This window comes from Wenyingzhuangia heitensis, assembly GCF_011762155.1.
Taxonomy (GTDB): Bacteria; Bacteroidota; Bacteroidia; order Flavobacteriales; family Flavobacteriaceae; genus Wenyingzhuangia; species Wenyingzhuangia heitensis.
In genome coordinates, this window is sequence record NZ_JAASQL010000001.1 from 1034644 (window position 1) to 1054249 (window position 19606).

At 31.6% G+C, this 19606-nt stretch carries 12 protein-coding genes; 11 read left to right on the forward strand and 1 reads right to left on the reverse strand.

Annotation, left to right across the window (positions count from 1 at the left end; genetic code table 11):
• Window positions 1-109 precede the first annotated feature (109 nt).
• Genes FHR24_RS04430 through FHR24_RS04440 form a run of 3 tightly spaced genes read left to right on the forward strand, consistent with a single transcriptional unit; the run spans window position 110 to window position 4967 of the window.
• Window positions 110-2497, forward strand: a complete 2388-nt coding sequence (locus tag FHR24_RS04430) for a TonB-dependent receptor (protein WP_208412284.1) — start codon at window positions 110-112, stop codon at window positions 2495-2497.
• An 11-nt stretch (window positions 2498-2508) separates the two neighbouring features.
• Window positions 2509-3738: a DUF4374 domain-containing protein gene (locus tag FHR24_RS04435; protein ID WP_167184420.1), complete on the forward strand. Its 1230-nt coding sequence runs from the start codon at window positions 2509-2511 to the stop codon at window positions 3736-3738.
• Window positions 3739-3797: 59 nt separating this feature from the next.
• Window positions 3798-4967: a PepSY-associated TM helix domain-containing protein gene (locus FHR24_RS04440; RefSeq protein WP_167184423.1), complete on the forward strand. Its 1170-nt coding sequence runs from the start codon at window positions 3798-3800 to the stop codon at window positions 4965-4967.
• Between the two features lies 1 nt (window position 4968).
• On the opposite strand, the gene FHR24_RS15710 is transcribed toward FHR24_RS04440, so the two are convergent.
• A complete protein-coding gene (locus FHR24_RS15710; protein WP_262886519.1) occupies window positions 4969-5100 on the reverse strand; it encodes a hypothetical protein in 132 nt (43 codons plus the stop codon).
• Window positions 5101-5238: 138 nt separating this feature from the next.
• On the opposite strand from FHR24_RS15710, the gene FHR24_RS04445 reads away from it, so the two are divergent.
• From FHR24_RS04445 to FHR24_RS04480, 8 genes are all read left to right on the forward strand, one after another.
• Window positions 5239-7665 (forward strand): TonB-dependent receptor, encoded by a 2427-nt coding sequence (locus FHR24_RS04445; protein WP_167184425.1) that lies wholly within the window; start codon window positions 5239-5241, stop codon window positions 7663-7665.
• A gap of 3 nt (window positions 7666-7668) precedes the next feature.
• Complete coding sequence (locus FHR24_RS04450; protein ID WP_167184428.1) at window positions 7669-8958, forward strand: PepSY-associated TM helix domain-containing protein; 1290 nt, start codon at window positions 7669-7671, stop codon at window positions 8956-8958.
• A 264-nt stretch (window positions 8959-9222) separates the two neighbouring features.
• On the forward strand, window positions 9223-10815 hold the full coding sequence (locus tag FHR24_RS04455) for a type I restriction-modification system subunit M (protein ID WP_167184431.1): 1593 nt from the start codon (window positions 9223-9225) through the stop codon (window positions 10813-10815).
• Window positions 10808-12226, forward strand: a complete 1419-nt coding sequence (locus FHR24_RS04460) for a restriction endonuclease subunit S (protein ID WP_167184434.1) — start codon at window positions 10808-10810, stop codon at window positions 12224-12226. The genes FHR24_RS04455 and FHR24_RS04460 overlap by 8 nt, the downstream gene beginning before the upstream one ends.
• A 46-nt stretch (window positions 12227-12272) precedes the next feature.
• Window positions 12273-14027 carry an ATP-dependent nuclease gene (locus tag FHR24_RS04465; protein WP_167184437.1) on the forward strand — a complete coding sequence of 585 codons (1755 nt, stop codon included), beginning with the start codon at window positions 12273-12275 and terminating at the stop codon, window positions 14025-14027.
• A 65-nt stretch (window positions 14028-14092) separates the two neighbouring features.
• On the forward strand, window positions 14093-14818 hold the full coding sequence (locus FHR24_RS04470; RefSeq protein WP_167184440.1) for a type IV toxin-antitoxin system AbiEi family antitoxin domain-containing protein: 726 nt from the start codon (window positions 14093-14095) through the stop codon (window positions 14816-14818).
• Window positions 14819-14825: 7 nt separating this feature from the next.
• Window positions 14826-16334, forward strand: a complete 1509-nt coding sequence (locus FHR24_RS04475) for an ATP-binding protein (protein WP_167184442.1) — start codon at window positions 14826-14828, stop codon at window positions 16332-16334.
• Window positions 16335-16337: 3 nt separating this feature from the next.
• Window positions 16338-19490, forward strand: a complete 3153-nt coding sequence (locus tag FHR24_RS04480; protein WP_167184445.1) for a type I restriction endonuclease subunit R — start codon at window positions 16338-16340, stop codon at window positions 19488-19490.
• Window positions 19491-19606: the final 116 nt, after the last annotated feature.

Below are 19606 nucleotides of genomic sequence, written 5' to 3' on the forward strand. Positions count from 1 at the left end.
GACAATGAGTGTAAAATAATATTTATATATAATAAGTCTAAATAGTTTTTGTTCATTGTTTTTTTGTTTTACTTTTGCGGAAATTATAATCAATCTAAATAAAAACTCTGTGTTTAAATCTCGTTATAATATTACAAGTATTTTAAATGTGCTATGTTTTTTTGCTTTATTTATAAGCAATGCACAGACAAAATCAACAATTACAGGAAAGATAACTTCTGAGAGTGGAAAGGCATTAGAGGGGGTTACTATTGTTGTTAAAAATGAATATAAGGGAACGGTAACCAATACAAACGGAGAGTTTGTTTTAGATAATGTAGGTAATGGAAATCACATTGTTCAGGCTAGTTTCTTAGGATATACTACTCAAGAAAAAAACATCAATATTGCTTCTACAAACTACAACATTGATATTGTTTTAAAAACTGAACTTTTAGAAATGAATGCTGTTGAGTTAACAGGAAAATCTAAAATCCGAAAAATTAATGAACAGTCCTATTCTGTAACATCTGTATCTACTAAAAATTTACTAAACAGTTCCTCAGATGCTAAACAAATTTTAGACCGTGTACCTGGAGTTCGTATTCTACAAGAAGGAGGTTTAGGATCTAACTTGTCATTTTCACTAAATGGTTTTAAAGGAAATCAAATCAAATTTTTTCTTGATGGTGTGCCTATGGATAATTTTGGAGCTTCTTTTAATCTTAGCAGTATTCCTGTGAACACTATTGAAAGAATTGATGTGTACAAAGGTGTTGTGCCTGTTTGGTTAGGAACCGATGCTTTGGGAGGAGCTATAAATATTATTACCAATCAATCACATAATTTTTTAGACACTTCTTATTCTTATGGTTCCTTTAACACGCACAAAGCTTCTGTTAATGGAGCTTATACAAACCCCAAAAACGGATTTACATTTAGAGGAAATTTAAATTATAATTATTCTGACAATGATTATAAAGTTTTAGCAGATATAAAAGATGTGAATGGAAATATATTAGAAACGGCTAATGTTAAACGTTTTCATGACAGATACAGATCTGTTACAGCAAGAATGGTGGCAGGTGTTGTAAATAAAAAGTTTGCAGATCAATTATTATTAGAAGTAATTGCTTCCGGAGATGACAATCAAATACAAAATGGAGCTACCATGGCTAGGGTGTATGGAGTCATTACACAAGAAAGTAAGTCTATTATTAATGGATTAAAATATAAAAAGAAAGATCTTTTTGTAGAAGGGCTGGATGTTAGTTTAAATTCAGCATACAATATAAACACAATAAAAACTATAGATACTTTAACGGGTAAAGTGTATAATTGGTATGGGGAACAAATAAATAGCAACTCTCAGACCGATGGTGAAAAAGGGGCACCTGTTAGTGATTTAAAGTTTGATAATACTGAATTCACCAATCAACTAAATATAGGGTATTTAGTTAATAAACATCATTCACTATCTTTTAATCATGCTTATCAGTATTTTAATAGAAAAGAGTTTGACAGTAAAAACCCAGCAAAACAAGCCTACTTTTTCCCTAAATCACTTTATAAAAATGTATTAGGGTTGGCCTATAAATATGACTTTAATCAAAAATGGAATACTACATTATTTGGAAAAGCTTATTTGTTAAAGGTAAATTCGTCCAAAGAAGAAGGCACAAATTCTGAAACCTATATTAAAAACACAATACTTAAAAACAATATTGGGTACGGAGTTGCATCATCTTACTTTTTACTTCCTAATTTACAGTTAAAAATATCATATGAACATACCTATAGAATGCCGCTTCCTGATGAGATTTTTGGAGATGGATTGCTTATAAATTCTAGCGAAAATTTAGGGCCAGAACAAAGTGATAACTTTAATTTTAATGTAGGATATAACTTTAATGTCGCTCCTAATCATCATTTAGATATTAAAAGCACATTTGTGTATAGAAATGCTAAGGATTTAATTTATGAAAAGGTAACTGTTTCTAGTCCTCAAACAAACTTTGAAAATTTGGCAGAGGCAAGGACTATAGGAATAGAAGGAAATATAAACTATAAGTGGAAAGATTTTTTTAACCTAGGAGCTAATGTAACGTATCAAAATATTACAGATCAGGCAGACCAAACTTATAGCGATTACTCTGGATATCAAGAAAACTTTAACAAAGGAGCTCGTTTACCTAACACTCCATACTTTTTTGGAAATGTAAACGCTGGATTTAATTTTAAAGATGTTCTTTACAAAGAAACATCCTTAAATTTAAACTACTACCTGGCTTTTGTTAATGAGTATTATTTAGGCTGGGCTAGATATGGAAATGCAGATGACAAAGCAACCATTCCTCAACAATTATCACACAATTTTGAAATTGCATACAGTTTAAAAAATAACAAATACAATATCTCTTTTGAATGTCGTAACCTTACAGATGAGATATTATACGATAAATATAGGTTACAGAAACCAGGAAGAGCTTTTTACTTAAAGCTAAGATATTCCTTATAAATCAATTCAATATGAAGTTCGCAAACGTTAAACTTAATTTAGCATCACTTTTTCTAAGTGCTGCAACTATTTTTTCTTTATCATCATGTAGTGATGATGATAACAATAATATCAGTTCATCAGACAATCCATATGCACTTTCTTTAGCAATTCAAGGAAGTGACAATAGTTTTACTTATTATACAGTTCCTTTTGCTGATGTAATGACAGGAACATTAAGTGCTGCTGGGCAGGGAATTGAACAGCCTGGTTATTACGATTTTACAAAAATTGACAATACTATTTACAGCTTAGGTGGTTTGGATGATGTAAATGTGGTAGCTATTACTCAAAACGAAGACAGTAGTTTAAACCAAGTAGGAGATGTTTCTTTTTCTACTGCAATTGCTGATATAGTAAAGGGAGATGATAACACATTAATATCTGTAAGTATGAGATCTTCATCTGACCTTATTACTTTTCGTAAGTTCAATCCAAATACTGTTGCTGTAAACGGTACTGTAGATGTTAATGTTTCAGATGTTATGGAGGTTACTGACGTAACTGGACCAAATTATTCTGGTATGGTGGTTAGTGGAGATCACCTATTTTTAAGTTACTATGTTTCTAATTCTGAAACTTATAATACTGATAATACAGAACAAGCAGAAATAGCTGTTTTTTCTTATCCTGAATTAGAGTTTGAAAAAGTGATTACTGATAATCGTGTAGGGCCTATTGGTGGATTTAATACAAGAACTGGTTTAATTAAAGATGAGTCAGGGAATATTTATGCTTTGTCTCACTCTAACCCTGCAAACGGATATAGTCAAAGTACTAAACCAGGAGGAGTTCTAAAAATTAATGCAGGAGAAACGGAGTTTGATGATGACTACTTTTTAGATATTCCAGCATTAACAGATGGTAAACAAGCTTCTCATTTAAAGTACTTAGGAAACGGAAAAGTATTTGCAGAAATTAATATGGCTGATAGAGATAATCAAGAAAAATGGTCAGATGGGCCTTTACAATCTGCGGTTATTGATTTAGAAACATCATCAGTTAACTTTATTAATAATGTACCTGAACATAAAGGAGATGGTAGAAGAATAGCTGCTTTGCAAGAAGGACAATATGTATATTTATGTATTCCTGTTACAGATGATGGTATATATGTTTATAAAATGGATACAGAAAATTATACTGCTGAAAAAGGAGCGAAAGTTGAAGCTAATTTTATAGCTGGATTCTTTAAGTTTTAATATCTAAAAAAAATAAAATGTCAGTCTACAATAAAATAGACTGACATTTTTCTGTTTATATGGGGAATAAAGTATCTAAGAAAAAGAAAGGTAAAAGTTCATTTAGAAAAATAAATGACTGGTTACATCTTTGGTTAGGATTGACTTCTGGAATTATAGTGTTTATTGTTAGCATTACAGGTTGTTTTTATGCTTTTCAGCAAGAAATTAATGATGTGTTGGAGCCATGGCGATTTGTGGAAAAACAAAACGCTGATTTTGTGCCTCCAAGTCAGTTAATAGATACGGCTAAAGTATACATGCCTAATCAACAACCTTCTGGTTTAACCTATAGTGATGCAGAGGGAGCAGCAGCTATTGGTTTTGTTTCTAGAGCTAATGGTGTAAGAAGTTTTACAGCTATTTTTATAAACCCATATACAGGAAAGTTTATAAAAAAACAACAACTTTCAGGTTCAGGGGAGTTTGATTTCTTTCGTTTTATTATTGATGGACATCGTACTTTGTGGTTACCTCGTAATATTGGAAGACCTGTTGTAGGAATTGCTACTTTAATTTTTGTTTTTTTAATGATTAGTGGCTTAATTATGTGGTGGCCAAAAAACTTAAAAAAAGCAAATCGTAATAAAAGTTTTAAGATAAAATGGAAAGCAAGTTTTAGACGTGTAAATTATGATTTACATAATGTGTTAGGGTTTTACAGTTTGATATTAGGACTAATGATTGCCGTAACAGGCTTGGTTTGGAGTTTTGAATGGTTTGCAGATTCTTTATACTACGTTACTTCTGTAGGTGATGAAAGACCAGAACATGAACATCCACATTCTGATGTAAACTACAAAGATCTTATTGTTAATGACAGTGTTTCTTCTTTAGATAAAGCTTGGTACTTAACTCGTGAAGAAGAAATGAATGCTCAAGGTTTTTATATGACACCTGTTTTAAAAGATGAGGATGATGCCATTGAAATTATTGCTTATCAAGATAAAGGAGCTTATTACAATAGAAATGAATATTATTACGATCAATATACTTTAAAGCCACTTAGAATGAAAGGAGATCGTTATACCGAAGCTAATTTTGCAGATCAATTAACCATGTTAAATTACGACATCCATATTGGAGCAGTTTTAGGTTTTCCTGGTAAAATATTAGCTTTTTTTATTAGTTTAATCTGTGCTAGTTTACCCATTACAGGTTTTATTATTTGGCTAAAGAAAAAGAAATAATTTATTTTAATTTCCCCTCATATCTTTCAAAACTAAAATTTTTAGCCATGGAAATAGGTTTGTGTGTACACGCAGGTTTGTCTATGGTAAATGAACTAATGTAGGTTTCGTTAATTAAAAAGTCCCAAGACATACTTACTTAAATATGATCTTCATTTTTTAACATAACAGAGTGTTGAGATTATTGTTATATATATGTGTATATAATTTTATTATTTTTATTTGGTATAAATAAAAATACCGTGTAGTTTTGCCGAAAAATATATATAAAATGAAAAACTATTATTATTTATTAACCCTGTTATGTTTTATAACAGGAAGTGTTAATGCTCAAATTTCTATAGAAGGAGAGGTAACAAATACAGAAGGAGATCCAATTCTAGGAGCAAATGTCCTGCTTACTGAAGCTAATGGTACTATGACAAATAATGAAGGTACTTATAGATTTACTAATGTAAAAATTGGTGAATATGTATTAAAAGTTTCTTTTTTAGGATTTAAACCTCAAGAGAAAAAAATTTTAGTAAAACAAAACAAAGACATGAAGTTCGATTTTGTATTAACTACTTCTAGTGAACAATTACAGGAGGTTGAGATTACTGGTAGAAAAGAAAAATCATACAAAAATAATGTTACTTTTGCAGCAACAAAAACAGCAACAGCTATTAAGGATATTCCTCAAGCGGTTAGTTATGTAACCAAAGAAGTATTTGCAGATCAACAGGCATATCGTGTTAATGACATTGTAAAAAATATTAGTGGAGTAAATACTTATTCTTATTATGATGATTTTACTTTTAGAGGATTTAGGTCAGGAGATACTTATATAAATGGATTACGTGTTGTGGGTTTATTTGGTCCAGAGCCTTTATTGGCAAATATAGAACGTGTAGAGGTTATTAAAGGACCCGCTTCTGCAATGTTTGGAAACTCAATTCCTGGAGGAATTATGAACAGGGTTACCAAAAAACCTTTAACCAAAGAAAGTAAAGCCATCAATTTTACGCTTGGTAGCTTTAATACACTACGAACTACTGCTGATTTTACAGGAGCTATTAATGAAAAGAAAACACTTCTGTATAGATTAAATTTAGCGTACGAGAATTCAGATTCTTTTAGAAACATACAAGAATATAAATCATATGTTATAGCTCCCTCTATTTCGTTTTTACCTACAAGTAAAACAAGAATAAACTTTGATTTAGTAATTACAAATTTTGACGGAAAATTAGATAGAGGTCAACCTATTTTTGGAGCAACTTCTGGAAGCGATATTTATGCAACTCCAATCTCATTTGCCATTGGGGCAACCAATGATTATCATCAAAGTGATGTTGTGTATTCAACACTTTCTTTAAGCCATCAGTTTTCAGATAAATTATCGTTTAATGCCTCTTATATTAAATATCTTTTTGATGAGGATTTACAAGAACATCGTACTTCAAATCAATTTGCTATAGATGGTAGCGGAAATTCTATTCCTACTTCTATGGGAATGATGGTTATTAAAAGACAAGGACAAACAATTGCAGATAATCTTTCTTCTTATTTTGTGTATAAAGAAAATACTGGAACTTTAGAACATAAAATTGTAGCGGGAGTAGATTATAACCAACAAAAAAGTCCAATAGGAAATGCTCAGTCTATTGCTAGCGGATATCTTTTACAAGGAGGAGGAGCCTCTAGTAGTGCTGCCGATTTTTCTAATTTTCAGTTAGACGCTAATGGAAATCCTATACCTAATGTTCCTCATTTTGATTTGCAAACACCAACTTACAGTATAGCCCAGTTTAATGATTATATCTATGATGAGAGTGTAACAAATCCTACTAAATATTTTACATATGGTTTTTATGTCCAAGATCAAATAAAATGGAATAAGTTCCAGTTGTTGTTGGGAGGGAGACAAGAGTATTATAATGATATTGAAAATTATGATCAAACAAATGAAAAAGTAACAACACAACACAAGTTTTTACCAAGAGTAGGTATGGTGTATGCTGCTACCTCTAATATTAATGTGTATGGAACTTATACAGAGAGTTTTCAGCCACAAGGAGTAGCGTCTTTAAATAATCCACAAGCAGGAGGACCTTTTGATCCTGTAAACGCTTTTATGTTAGAAACAGGAGCTAAAGGAGAGTTTTTTAATAAACGCTTGTCTGCCAATCTTGCTTTATATTTTATAGAGAACAATAATATTTTGGTAAATGCGAATGATACTAGTAATCCAGATTTATTAATACAAAGAGGACAGGAGCAGTCTAAAGGGGTTGAGTTGGATGTTAATGGTCGCATTTTACCAAATTTAAGTATTACAGCTAATTATGCTTATAATGAGGCTATTATAACAGAAAGTGATAATGCAAGTGAAGTGGGAGAATACAAAGAAAATGCTCCCTTACATCAAGGAGGAATTTTCGGGAAATATACTTTTATAGGTGGTCAGTTTAAAGGAATTGGTCTTACGCTAGGAAGTAATTTTGTAGGTAAGAGAAATACAAGAGAGGCTACGTTGCAATTACCTTCTTATATGGTAGTAGATGCAGGAGTCTCTTACAAGGTAGATAAATTTAATATTCAGTGTCTGGTCAATAATATAGGTGATAAAACACACTGGGTTGGTGGTTATAGTTATACGAGATTGTACCCTGGTAAACCAAGGAATTTTTTATTAAGTGTGGGATATACTTTTTAGTAAATGATAAAAATTAAAAAAAAAATATTTTATAAGATTCATAGTTGGATTGGAATAAAGCTTAGTGTTTTGTTTTTTATTGTGTGTTTTTCAGGAACTTTAGCAACATTAAGTCATGAGATGGATTGGTTGTTTAATCCAGAAATGAGAGCAATACCACAAAAAGAATATGCTTCACGAAATTTAATTGTAAATAATTTTAAAAAGGAATATCCAGAAGCAAATATCCAATATTGGATGCGTTCTAATGAGCCTTATTTATGTGATATAATTTATAAAAAAGAAAATAATAAAATAAGTTATGTATTTGCAAACCAATATACAGGGGCTATACAAGGAGAGTCTTCTTTAACCATACAACGTTTTTTTAGAGATTTACATTATTTTTTATTTATACCATTTCAGGTTGGTAATTTTTTAGTCTTGTTTTTTGGTTTTTTATTGCTTATTTCTTTAATAACAGCTTTATGTTTTTATAGCAAATGGTGGAGAAAATTATTTGAGTTGCAAACTAAAAAAGGAGCTTTAGTGTTTTTCAGAAGTCTCCATCGTTTGGTAGGTTTATGGTCTATACCATTTACTTTATTGTTTTCAATTACAGGTATATGGTATTTTCTGGAACGAGCTAATGTTGCAGGAATTCGTAAAAAAGCAAATCCAAGAGTAGGAATATTAGAAGTAACAAAAAAGCCTAGTATTAAAAACCTAGAATTAAGTTTAGATTATGATAAAGCAATTCTTTTAGCTAAAATGGAAATTCCAGATTTAGTACCTGGTAATATTTATGTTCCTCAAGATCAAGATGATATTTTAGGGATTGTTGGGACTAGTACAGAGCCGTTAGTTCGTCAAAGAGCTAATAGAGTTTATTTAAATCCTAGTGATTATAGTATTGTTTATGTTCAAAAAGCAAAAGATATTAATACGGTTATGTGGATTAATGATATTGCAGATCCCTTACATTTTGGTTACTGGGGAGGTTTGGTAACCAAGGTGATTTGGTTTGTGTTTGGTTTGGGAATTTCTTCATTGGTTCTTTCGGGGATATGGATTACATTAAAACGTAAAGCGATTAGAAAAAAACAATTGCATAAGCCGGTTATGGGATTATGGAAATATATAAATTGGGTTGTTTATGGAGTTTTGTTATCTTTTATGTACGTTACTTTAATACAAAAGTATCAGGCCTTGTTTAAACCATTGTTTATTATAAGTTTAGGGTGGTTCATAATAATTGGTTTGACATATTATATTTTTGTCTACCGTATTAGTAAACTCGTAAATAGAATTTAAACTTAAAAAAGGGGAGTGATTTAAAAATCATTCCCCCTTTTTTAATCGCTATAAATTTTATAAAGATATTGTTATGTTTAGATCTGGTAAACCTAACATATATACATGTGGTGTATCTGCACTTGTTTTTATGCACTCTATGCACACATACCTACGGTTTTTATGAAAAGGAATTAAAAAGCATTCAACTATATCAAATGACTTTGTATATTTAATGTTTTAACAATTGTTATACATACTTTACATAAACAACACAACATATAAATGGCTAAAACATCGGTAGCTAAAAAGCAAAAATCTATAGAAGAAACACTGTGGGATTCTGCAAATAAATTAAGAGGAACGGTAGAGAGTTCTGAATACAAACACGTGGTTTTAGGATTGATATTCTTAAAATTTTCTAGTGATAAGTTTGAAGAGAAAAAACAAGAACTCATTGCACAAGGACATGAAAAATATATAGACATGGCTCCTTTTTACAACAAAGACAATGTGTTTTATTTGCCAGAACAAGCTAGATGGTCTTATGTAATGGCCAATGCCAAGCAAGATGATATTGCCTTAAAAATAGACACCGCTTTACACACTGTAGAAAAAAACAATCCAAGTTTAAAAGGTGCTTTGCCAGATAATTATTTTTCTCGTTTAAACTTAGACATTAGCAAACTGGCTGCTTTGTTAGACACCATTAACAATATAGATACGATTGCTGATAAAGAAAATGATGTGGTTGGGCGAGTGTACGAATACTTTTTAGGAAAGTTTGCTGCTACCGAAGGAAAAGGAGGTGGAGAATTTTACACGCCTAAATGTGTGGTTAAATTATTGGCAGAAATGTTAGAGCCTTACAAAGGTAAAATATACGATCCTGCTTGTGGTTCTGGTGGAATGTTTGTGCAATCTATAAAGTTTGTAGAAAACCATAACGGAAACACCAAAGACATTTCTATTTACGGACAAGAATATACGGCTACTACCTATAAACTAGCCAAAATGAACTTAGCCATTCGTGGAATTAACGGAAATTTAGGAGAAGTACCTGCCGATACTTTTTTTAAAGATCAACATCCAGATTTAAAAGCAGATTATATTATGGCCAATCCGCCTTTTAATCAAAAGGATTGGAGAGCTAGTAATGAGTTAACCGATGATCCTCGTTGGCAAGGGTATGAAGTACCTCCTACAGGAAACGCAAATTATGCTTGGATTTTAAACATGGTTTCTAAACTATCTGCCAACGGAACTGCTGGTTTTGTATTGGCAAATGGTGCTATGAGTAGCAATACTTCTGGAGAAGGAGCCTTGCGTAAAAAAATGATAGAAAACGATTTGGTAGATTGTATGATTGCTTTGCCAGGACAATTGTTTTATACCACTCAAATTCCTGTTTGTTTGTGGTTTATGACCAAGAATAAGACATCCACAGGCTCAGCTCAAGGAAACGGAAACGATTTTAGAGATAGACAAGGAGAAACTTTGTTTATAGATGCTCGTAACATGGGAACCATGGTAGACCGTACACACAAAGAGTTAACTACAGATGATATTGCAGAAATTACCAAAACGTATCATACTTGGAGAAATAAACCTGTCATGTCCAGTGATGCTGAGAGTAACGAAGTATTGTACCAAGACATATTGGGCTTTTGTAAAAGTGCCACTTTACAAGACATTATAAAAAATGATTATGTATTAACTCCAGGGCGTTACGTAGGTGTAGCCGAAGAAATAGGCGATGGCATTCCGTTTGAAACCAAAATGGGATCATTGACCCGTTTGTTATTTAAGCAAATGGAACAAAGCCAAACCCTAGACCAAGCCATTAAAGACAATTTAAAAATGTTGGGGTATGAGTAAGGAATGGAAAGAGGTTGCGATAGAAAATATTGGAGAGGTTATAGGAGGAGGAACTCCTTCTTCTAAGATTGAAGAGTACTGGGGAGGAAATATATCATGGATTACTCCTAAAGATTTATCAGGATACAATTTTAAAAGAATTTCAAAAGGTAGCAGAAGTATAACAGATTTAGGATTGCTAAAATCAAGTGCAAGATTATTGCCTAAGAATACAGTGCTAATTACTAGTAGAGCTCCGATAGGTTATGTGGCTATTGCAGACAAAGAAGTGTCCACTAATCAAGGATTTAAGAGTGTGATTTTAAAAAGTAATTATGATACAAATTTTATATATTATTTAATTAAAAAAAATGTTCCTGCTTTAGAAGCGGTATCTAGCGGTTCTACTTTTAAAGAGATTTCAGGGAATTCATTAAAGAAATTAAAGTTTAAAATCCCACCACTAGCAGAGCAAAAAGCCATTGCTAAAATTTTAGGAGATTTAGATGCCAAAATAGAGTTGAATAGAAAAATGAACGAAACTTTAGAGAACATGGCACAAGCCCTGTTCCAAAGTTGGTTTGTAGATTTTGATCCTGTAATAGACAATGCTCTTGCCAAAGGAAATCCCATTCCAGAACCTTTACAAGCCAAGGCAGAAATTCGTAAAAAAATAAGGTCAGAGGTTGGAATCCTCCCGGAGTCACAAAAAAACATTCAAAAAAATACAGAGCTTGCCGAAGTATTTCCAAGCACTTTTGTGTTTAACGATACTTTAGGAAAGTGGATTCCTGAAGGGTGGGAGGTGAAAACGATTAATGATGTTACTACTTTAATTATTGACCATCGAGGTAAAACTCCAAAAAAATTAGGAGGAGATTGGGTGGAAAATGGTCATCCTGCAATTTCTGCTAAAAATATCAAAAAAGGGAATTTGATAAGACCTGATATGATAAGGTATGTTGATGAAGAAATGTATGAGAAATGGATGAAAGATGAAGTAGAAAAAGGAGATATAATCATTACGTCTGAAGCTCCAATGGGTGAAATGTTTCTTATATCTGATAAAACAAAATATTGTCTTAGTCAAAGATTGTATTGTATTAGAGCTAATGAAACTGATTCAACTTCTTCTTTTTTATATTATTGGTTACAGAGTGATATTGCAAAAGGAGATTTAGAAGGTAGGTGTACAGGGACAACAGTTACAGGAATTAAACAGTCAGAGTTAAGAAAGGTTTCAGTGATGTCTCCTGATATATTGATTTTACAAGAGTTTGAGGATAAATTAAGTCCTTTTTTAGAAAGAAAGAATTTATTACAAAAACAAACAGAAACGCTCATTCAACAAAGAGAGGTGTTGTTGCCACAGTTAATATCGGGTAAAGTTAAAGTACCACAAAGTTTGGTGCAGCAAATGAAAGAAGAATAAAAAAAGAAAAAGTTTAAGAAAAAATAAAACTGCTAAAAATAAGAAAATGAGAATAATATCGTTTGCTGTAAATAATTTTAGAGGATTATCGGGAGGATTAGAGCAAAATAAAATAGAGTTTCAAGACTCTAATACTATTTTTATATTGGGTCAAAACAATGTAGGGAAATCAAGTTTTTTAAAAGCTTATGAATATTTCTATAAAAATACATCACTGTTGATAGATGACTTGTATAGACAAGATATAGAAAATAAAATAGAGTTTGAGTTAAGTTTAATGTTGGACGATTTTGACTTCGAAAAAGATGCTATTAAGAAGAAAGCTGAGGGATTAAAATTATGGCTGAATGAAAAGAAGATATTAAAAATAAAGAAAACGATATCTTTTAAAAAATCAGGAGCAAAGTATATTCCAGAAAAGCCAATAAATTATACATGGGACTATAATACAAGTGACTGGATTGAGAAAAACTATGGAGGTATAGGTTTGGATTCTGTATTTCAGAACGCATTACCTACACCTATTTTTATAAAAGCAATGCCATCTGAAGAAGAGATAGAGAAGGTCATAAATGAGATTTTATCAGCAAAGGCAAACGTTAATTTAAAAGATAAAGAAAGACAGGAGCTAAAAGAAGCTCAAGAAAAAATAAAAGAACTACAAGACAAATTATACAACCCTGTTTCTATTGAGGCTTATAAGCAAGAAGTTAATTCTCATTTTCAAGAACTTTTTCCTGAAACAAAAATAGAACTAACAGAAAAAGATAAGGTAAAATGGACGGAAAATGCTTTAGGGAAAAAATTTTCTATAGAATTTGAGCATAATAATAGTAAGGGAGATAGGGATGAGTCTATACCTGGTACTTATGATAAGGTAGGTCATGGTACTGTTAGATCTGCTATTTTTTCTTTGTTGTTAATGAAAGATATTGCAGAAGAGTTTGAGAGGGTGGAAAACAGGAAGGACTACATTGTTTTGTTTGAGGAGCCAGAATTATTTCTTCATCCAAAATTAATGAAACAATTAAGATCTCTAATTTATAAAGTTAGTGAATCGACTTCTCCGTATCAAATATTGTGTGCTTCTCATTCTCCACAAATGATTGATATCACAAAAGAGAAATCATCTTTAGTAAGGATGGTGAAATTAGATTCTGGTAGCAGATTGTTTCAAATTAATGATCGTTTTTTAAAAGAATCAAAAGAAATAAGTACAAAACAAGAATTAAAGCAGGAAATGAATGAATTGCTTCGATTCAATCCATTTATTTGTGAATCATTTTATTCTGATGAAGTTATTTTAATTGAAGGGCCAACTGAAGAAATAATACTTAGAGGATATCTTACAGAAAATGAAATTAACAAAGATATTTTTATTGTTAATTGTGGAACAGTAAATAATATACCTTTTTACCAAAAGATTTTTTCTAAGTTTTTTATTAAATATCACGTTATCTGTGATTCAGATTCAGCGGTTAATAAAGGTACAGATACTCATAATTTACCAATTTTTGAGTCAGGTATTCAAAAGTCTATTTACGAGCAGTTTAAGTTAGATAAAACTAAAGAAGGGTATGAGTCAGGGTTGTTAAATATTCACTATACTACTTTTGAACCTGCTCATCAAGATGTTTCCATTTCTGATGATTTAAAGTTGCCAGATACATATCTTGAGTCTGATGGGAAACCTTATAATGCAAATAGATATTGGAAAGAAGTTTTGTCGGTTAATTTAGATAATCCAAATATTGATTCAGTTCCGATTATTAGGTTTATGAAAGAAATTGTTTTAAACTAATAAATGTCCAGTTTTTTAATTAAAAAACTGGACATTCTATTTATATTTGAAATAGAATATAGCATATGAAAACTACTGATTACATTGTAGGTACCATCAATAAGTTTCCTAAAGGATATGTGTTTACCTATGAGGATTTTCTGCCTGAGGTAAAAAGTAAAGAAGCTACCATAAAGTCTTTAAATAGAATGGCTAGTAGTGGCAAAATAGCCAAATTGTCTAAGGGGAAGTATTATAAGCCAGAACAAACAGTGTTTGGTACTTTGCCTCCTGAACAATATCAGATTGTAAAAGATTTGCTAGAGGTAAACAACAAAACTATAGGTTATTTAACAGGTTTAAGTATCTATCATCAACTAGGGTTAACCACGCAAATAAGCAATACCATACAAATAGGTAAAAATGAAGTAAGACCTGCTTTTCAAAGAGATCGCTATAAGATTGCATTTATACGTCAAAAAAATACCATCACTAAAGACAGTATTCCTCATTTACAACTTTTAGATGCTATAAAGTATGTAAAGAAAATACCAGATACCACAGTAGCAAAAGCTTGTGTTCGGTTTATGGCTATCTTAAAAGAAAAATCAAAAGAAGAACTAAAAACAATTGTGCGGTTGTCTTTAAAATATCCACCTTCTACCAGGGCATTATTAGGAGCTTTGTTGCAAGAAATAGGAGCTGGTACTTATTTAGAAAGTTTACAAAACTCTTTAAATCAAATAACAAAGTATAAAATAGAAGGAGTCAATCAGGTAGTAAGCTCCGCAAATAACTGGAATATAGAATAATATATTAATGAAAGAACAGCATAACATAGAATTTAAACAAAAATGGCACGATGATTATTTAAAAACCATTGTAGCTTTTTCTAACACCCATGGAGGAATTTTATATGTTGGTAAGAATGATGATGGAAATGTTGTAGGGTTAGAAGAGTCTAAAAAGTTGTTAGAAAGTATTCCCCAAAAAATTCAGAATAGTTTAGGATTTTTATGTGAAGTAAATTTGCTGTCAGAAGGGGATTTATCTTTCATAGAAATTATCGCTTCAGCTTCAGAAATCCCTATTTCATTAAGAGGTAGATATTATTATAGATCAGGGAGTACTACTAAGGAAATGGTAGGAGCTCAGTTAAATGAGTTTCTCTTAAAAAAGTCAGGAAAAACTTGGGATAGCATAGAAGAGCCAAAAGCCACTTTAGACCATATAAGTCCTAGTGCTTTAGTTGCTTTTAAAGAAGATGCAAAGCAGATTGCTAGAATCCCTAATACAGTTAAATTAACAGATAAGGAACTGTTAGAGAAGCTAAGATTGTATACTCTTGACGGATACTTGACCAGAGCTGCTATAGTGCTATTTGGAAAAGATCCTAATATTTTTTATCCTAATTTAAAAATAAAAGTAGGAAGGTTTGGAAAGAATGATGCTACGCTAGTCCATGAAGATGTGATTGAAGGAAATTTAATAGAAGCTATTGCTAGCACCATTTCTGTTTTAGAAACTAAATATTTAATTAGAAAAATAAGTTACCAAGGAGTTGATAGAATTGAAACAGGAGAATATCCATCTATAGCTATTAGAGAAAGTTTGTTAAACGCATTGGTACATCGTAATTATTTTAATCCTATGGTTCATATTAGTGTGTATGATGATAAGATGATGTTTCAGAACCAAGGGAGTTTACCCGAAGGATTTTCAATCACATCTTTAAAAGAAAAACATTCATCTGTTCTTAAGAATCCTATGATTGCAGATGTTTGTCACAAGGCAGGATATATTGAATCATGGGGGACAGGAACGCTAAAAATATTTGAAAGTTGTAAAGAAGCACAATTGCCAGAACCTGTTTTTGAAGAAAAGGATGGAGGTGTTTATGTAACTATTTTTAAAAGTAACCAAGAAGGTAACGAAGAAAGTAACCAAGAAGGTAATATAGGTGATGCTATTAAAGAAAAATTTAGCTCTTTGAGAGACAACATACATGCAGAACCTAGCCAAAATATTGCTTTTTTAACTAAACATAGTTCGGAAATCTTAAACACATTTCAAGAAAGCTTTCATATAACTTCAGAAAAGCTTCAGGAAAGCTTCGGGAAAGCTTCAGAAAAACAATTGCCCAATACAGTATTAACTTTACTACTTGTTTATGTAGTGCCAGGAATTAAAGCAGAAGAGATGGGGTCTATACTCGGAGTTTCTGATAGAACGATACAGAGTTACCTTAAAAAACTGAAAGAAAATAACTTTATAAATAGAGTTGGAGGAAGAAAAGAAGGTTTTTGGGAAATAAAAAGACAACAATAGCTTATGAAATTTACAGAAGCACAATTAGAGCAAGCTTTCGTTCAGCTGTTACAAGAAAAAGAATATCCACACGTATTAGGAACTAGCCTGTTACGTGAGGAGCATGAAGTGTTGATAAAAGAAGATTTAAAACAGTTTTTAGCGGAGCAATATAAAAAAGAGGGTATTACAGCATCTGAAATAGAAAGTATTGTTAGAATGCTTACTGCATTTAGTGCTTTAGATTTGTATGATAGTAACAAAGCTATTATGAAATTGGTGTCTGATGGTTTTGCATTTAAACGTGAAGATGCTTCTAAAAAAGATGTTTGGATTTATTTGATAGATTATTCAGAAGCAAATAAAAATCAATATAAGTTTGTCAATCAATTAGAAATTGTAGGTTCAGAAAAACGCATTCCAGATGGTATTATTTACATCAACGGACTCCCTTTGGTGGTGTTTGAGTTTAAATCTGCTATTAGAGAAGAAGTTCAGTTAAAAGAAGCCTACGATCAATTAACCATTCGTTACCGTAGAGACATTCCCCAGTTGTTTAAATACAATGCTTTGTGTGTTGTTTCTGATGGAGTTAACAACAAAGTAGGTTCTTTCTTTTCTAAATATGGTTTCTTTTATGCCTGGAGATCAGAATCCGATAGACAGTTTTTTAGTTCTCAAAAAGGAGCCGAAGGATTTAATAGCATGCACAGCATGATCCATGGATTTTTTAATCAAAAGGATTTACGAAACGTCATTAAAAACTTTGTGTACCTACCAGACACCAATAAGCAGGAACAAAAAATAGTATGTCGTTATCCGCAATATTATGCAGCAAACAAACTATATCAAAATATAATCAAAGAACAAAAACCATTAGGAAGTGGTAAAGGAGGAACTTATTTTGGAGCCACAGGTTGTGGAAAAAGTTTTACCATGTTGTTTTTGGCTCGTTTGTTAATGAAAAGTACTCACTTTGCCAGTCCAACCATTATTGTAATTACAGACAGAACAGATTTAGACACTCAATTGTCAGAACAGTTCCAAAATGCCAAAGGGTATATTGGAGATCAACATATTATTAGTGTAGAAAGTAGAACTGAACTAAGAGAACGTTTGCAAGGTTTAAAAAGTGGAGGGGTGTTTTTAACCACCATTCATAAATTTACAGAAGACACAGAGCTGTTAACAGGAAGAACCAATGTAATTTGTATTTCGGACGAAGCACATAGAAGTCAAACCAACTTAAACCAAAAAGTAAGTATTACAGAAAAAGGAGTAAAAAAAACGTACGGTTTTGCTAAGTATTTACACGATTCTTTACCAAACGCTACTTATGTAGGTTTTACAGGAACACCTGTAGATGCTACGTTAGATGTGTTTGGAGATGTTGTAGATGCGTATACCATGACAGAATCTGTAAAGGATGAAATTACGGTAAGAATTGTATACGAAGGAAGAGCTGCTAAAATAGCATTGAGCAGTGGGAAGTTGAAAGAAATAGAAGATTATTACAAGGTTTGTGAAGAGGAGGGAGCTAACGAATATCAGGTAGAAGAAAGTAAAAAAGCTTCGGCGAATATGAATGCTATTTTAGGAGACCCTGATAGAATAAAAGCGTTGGCAGAAGATTTTATAAAACACTATGAAACCAGAGTACATGAAGGAAGTTCTGTAAGAGGAAAAGCAATGTTTGTGTGTAGCTCTAGACAAATAGCCTATGCTTTTTATCAAGAATTAATACAGTTAAGACCTGAATGGAAAGAAGTGAAACAAGCTCCAGAAGGAGTTGTTTTAACGGCTAATGAAAAAGAAAAAATAAAATCCATGGAGCGTGTTAAAATGGTGATGACACGAGGGAAAGATGATGTTAAAGAATTATGGGATTTATTAGGAACTAAAGAGCATAGAAAAGAGTTAGACAGACAGTTTAAAAATGAAAAGTCTAACTTTAAAATAGCCATTGTAGTAGATATGTGGTTAACGGGATTTGATGTTCCTTTTTTAGATACCATTTATATAGACAAGCCTATACAGCAACACAATTTAATTCAAACTATTTCTAGAGTAAACAGAACCTTCCAGGGCAAAGGAAAAGGTTTGGTGGTAGATTATATTGGGATTAAAAAACAAATGAACTTAGCGTTGGCTCAGTATAACAAAGCCGATAGTCAGAATTTTGAAGACATAGAAGCTTCTGTAATTGTGGTAAAAGATCATTTGGATTTATTAGGAAAGCTGTTTCATAAATTTGATGCCACAAAATATTATACAGGAATTCCATTAGAGCAATTAGATACACTGAATAAAGCAGCAGAATATGCTCAGGTTACACAAGAGGTAGAAAAACGTTTTATGTATTTGGTAAAACGATTAAAAGCAGCTTATGATATTTGTGGAGCTGGAGAAATGATTTCTGAAGAAGAAAAAGAAACCATTCATTTTTACTTGGCAGTTCGTTCTATTGTTTTTAAGTTGACTAAAGGAGAAGCTCCAGATATTTCTCAAATGAATGAGAAAGTAAGAGAAATGATAAAAGATGCGATTGCGAGTGAAGGAGTAGAAGAAATCTTTAAAATGGGAGAAGATAACAATGCTGAGTATGATATTTTTGAAGATGATTACTTAGCTAAAATAGAAAAGATTAAGTTACCCAATACCAAAATAAAACTATTGCAACAACTACTAAACAAGGCAATTAGTGATTTTAAAAAAGTGAATAAATCCAAAGGAGTTGATTTTTCTAAAAAGATGAAAATTTTGGTAGATCAGTACAATGAACGTAAAGACAATGATGTTTTACGAAGTGAGGTGTTAGAAGATTTTACCGATGAAATTATGAAGTTATTTGAAGCTTTGAAAAAGGAAAAAGAGTCTTTCAAAGATTTAGATATTGATATAGAAGAGAAAGCTTTTTACGACATTTTAGAGCAATTAGCAATAAAATATGATTTCACCTATCCTAACGACAAACTGTTACATTTAGCAAAGTTGGTAAAGAATGTAGTAGATGATAAAACCAAATATACAGATTGGAGTAAAAGAGATGATATTAAGTCAGAATTAAAAGTAGATTTAATTATTTTGTTAGCAGAAAATGATTATCCTCCTGTGGATAGAGATGAAATTTACAAAGAGATTTTTGAACAAGCAGAGAATTTTAAGAAGTATAGGTAATCGGTTTAGGTTTTATAAGGTTAGAAATAAAAGAATAAATCATTTATTTACCTAAAATTCAAAATAGAAGCCACACAGTGTTTTAAGTACTCACTTAAAACAACTGTAGAATGAAA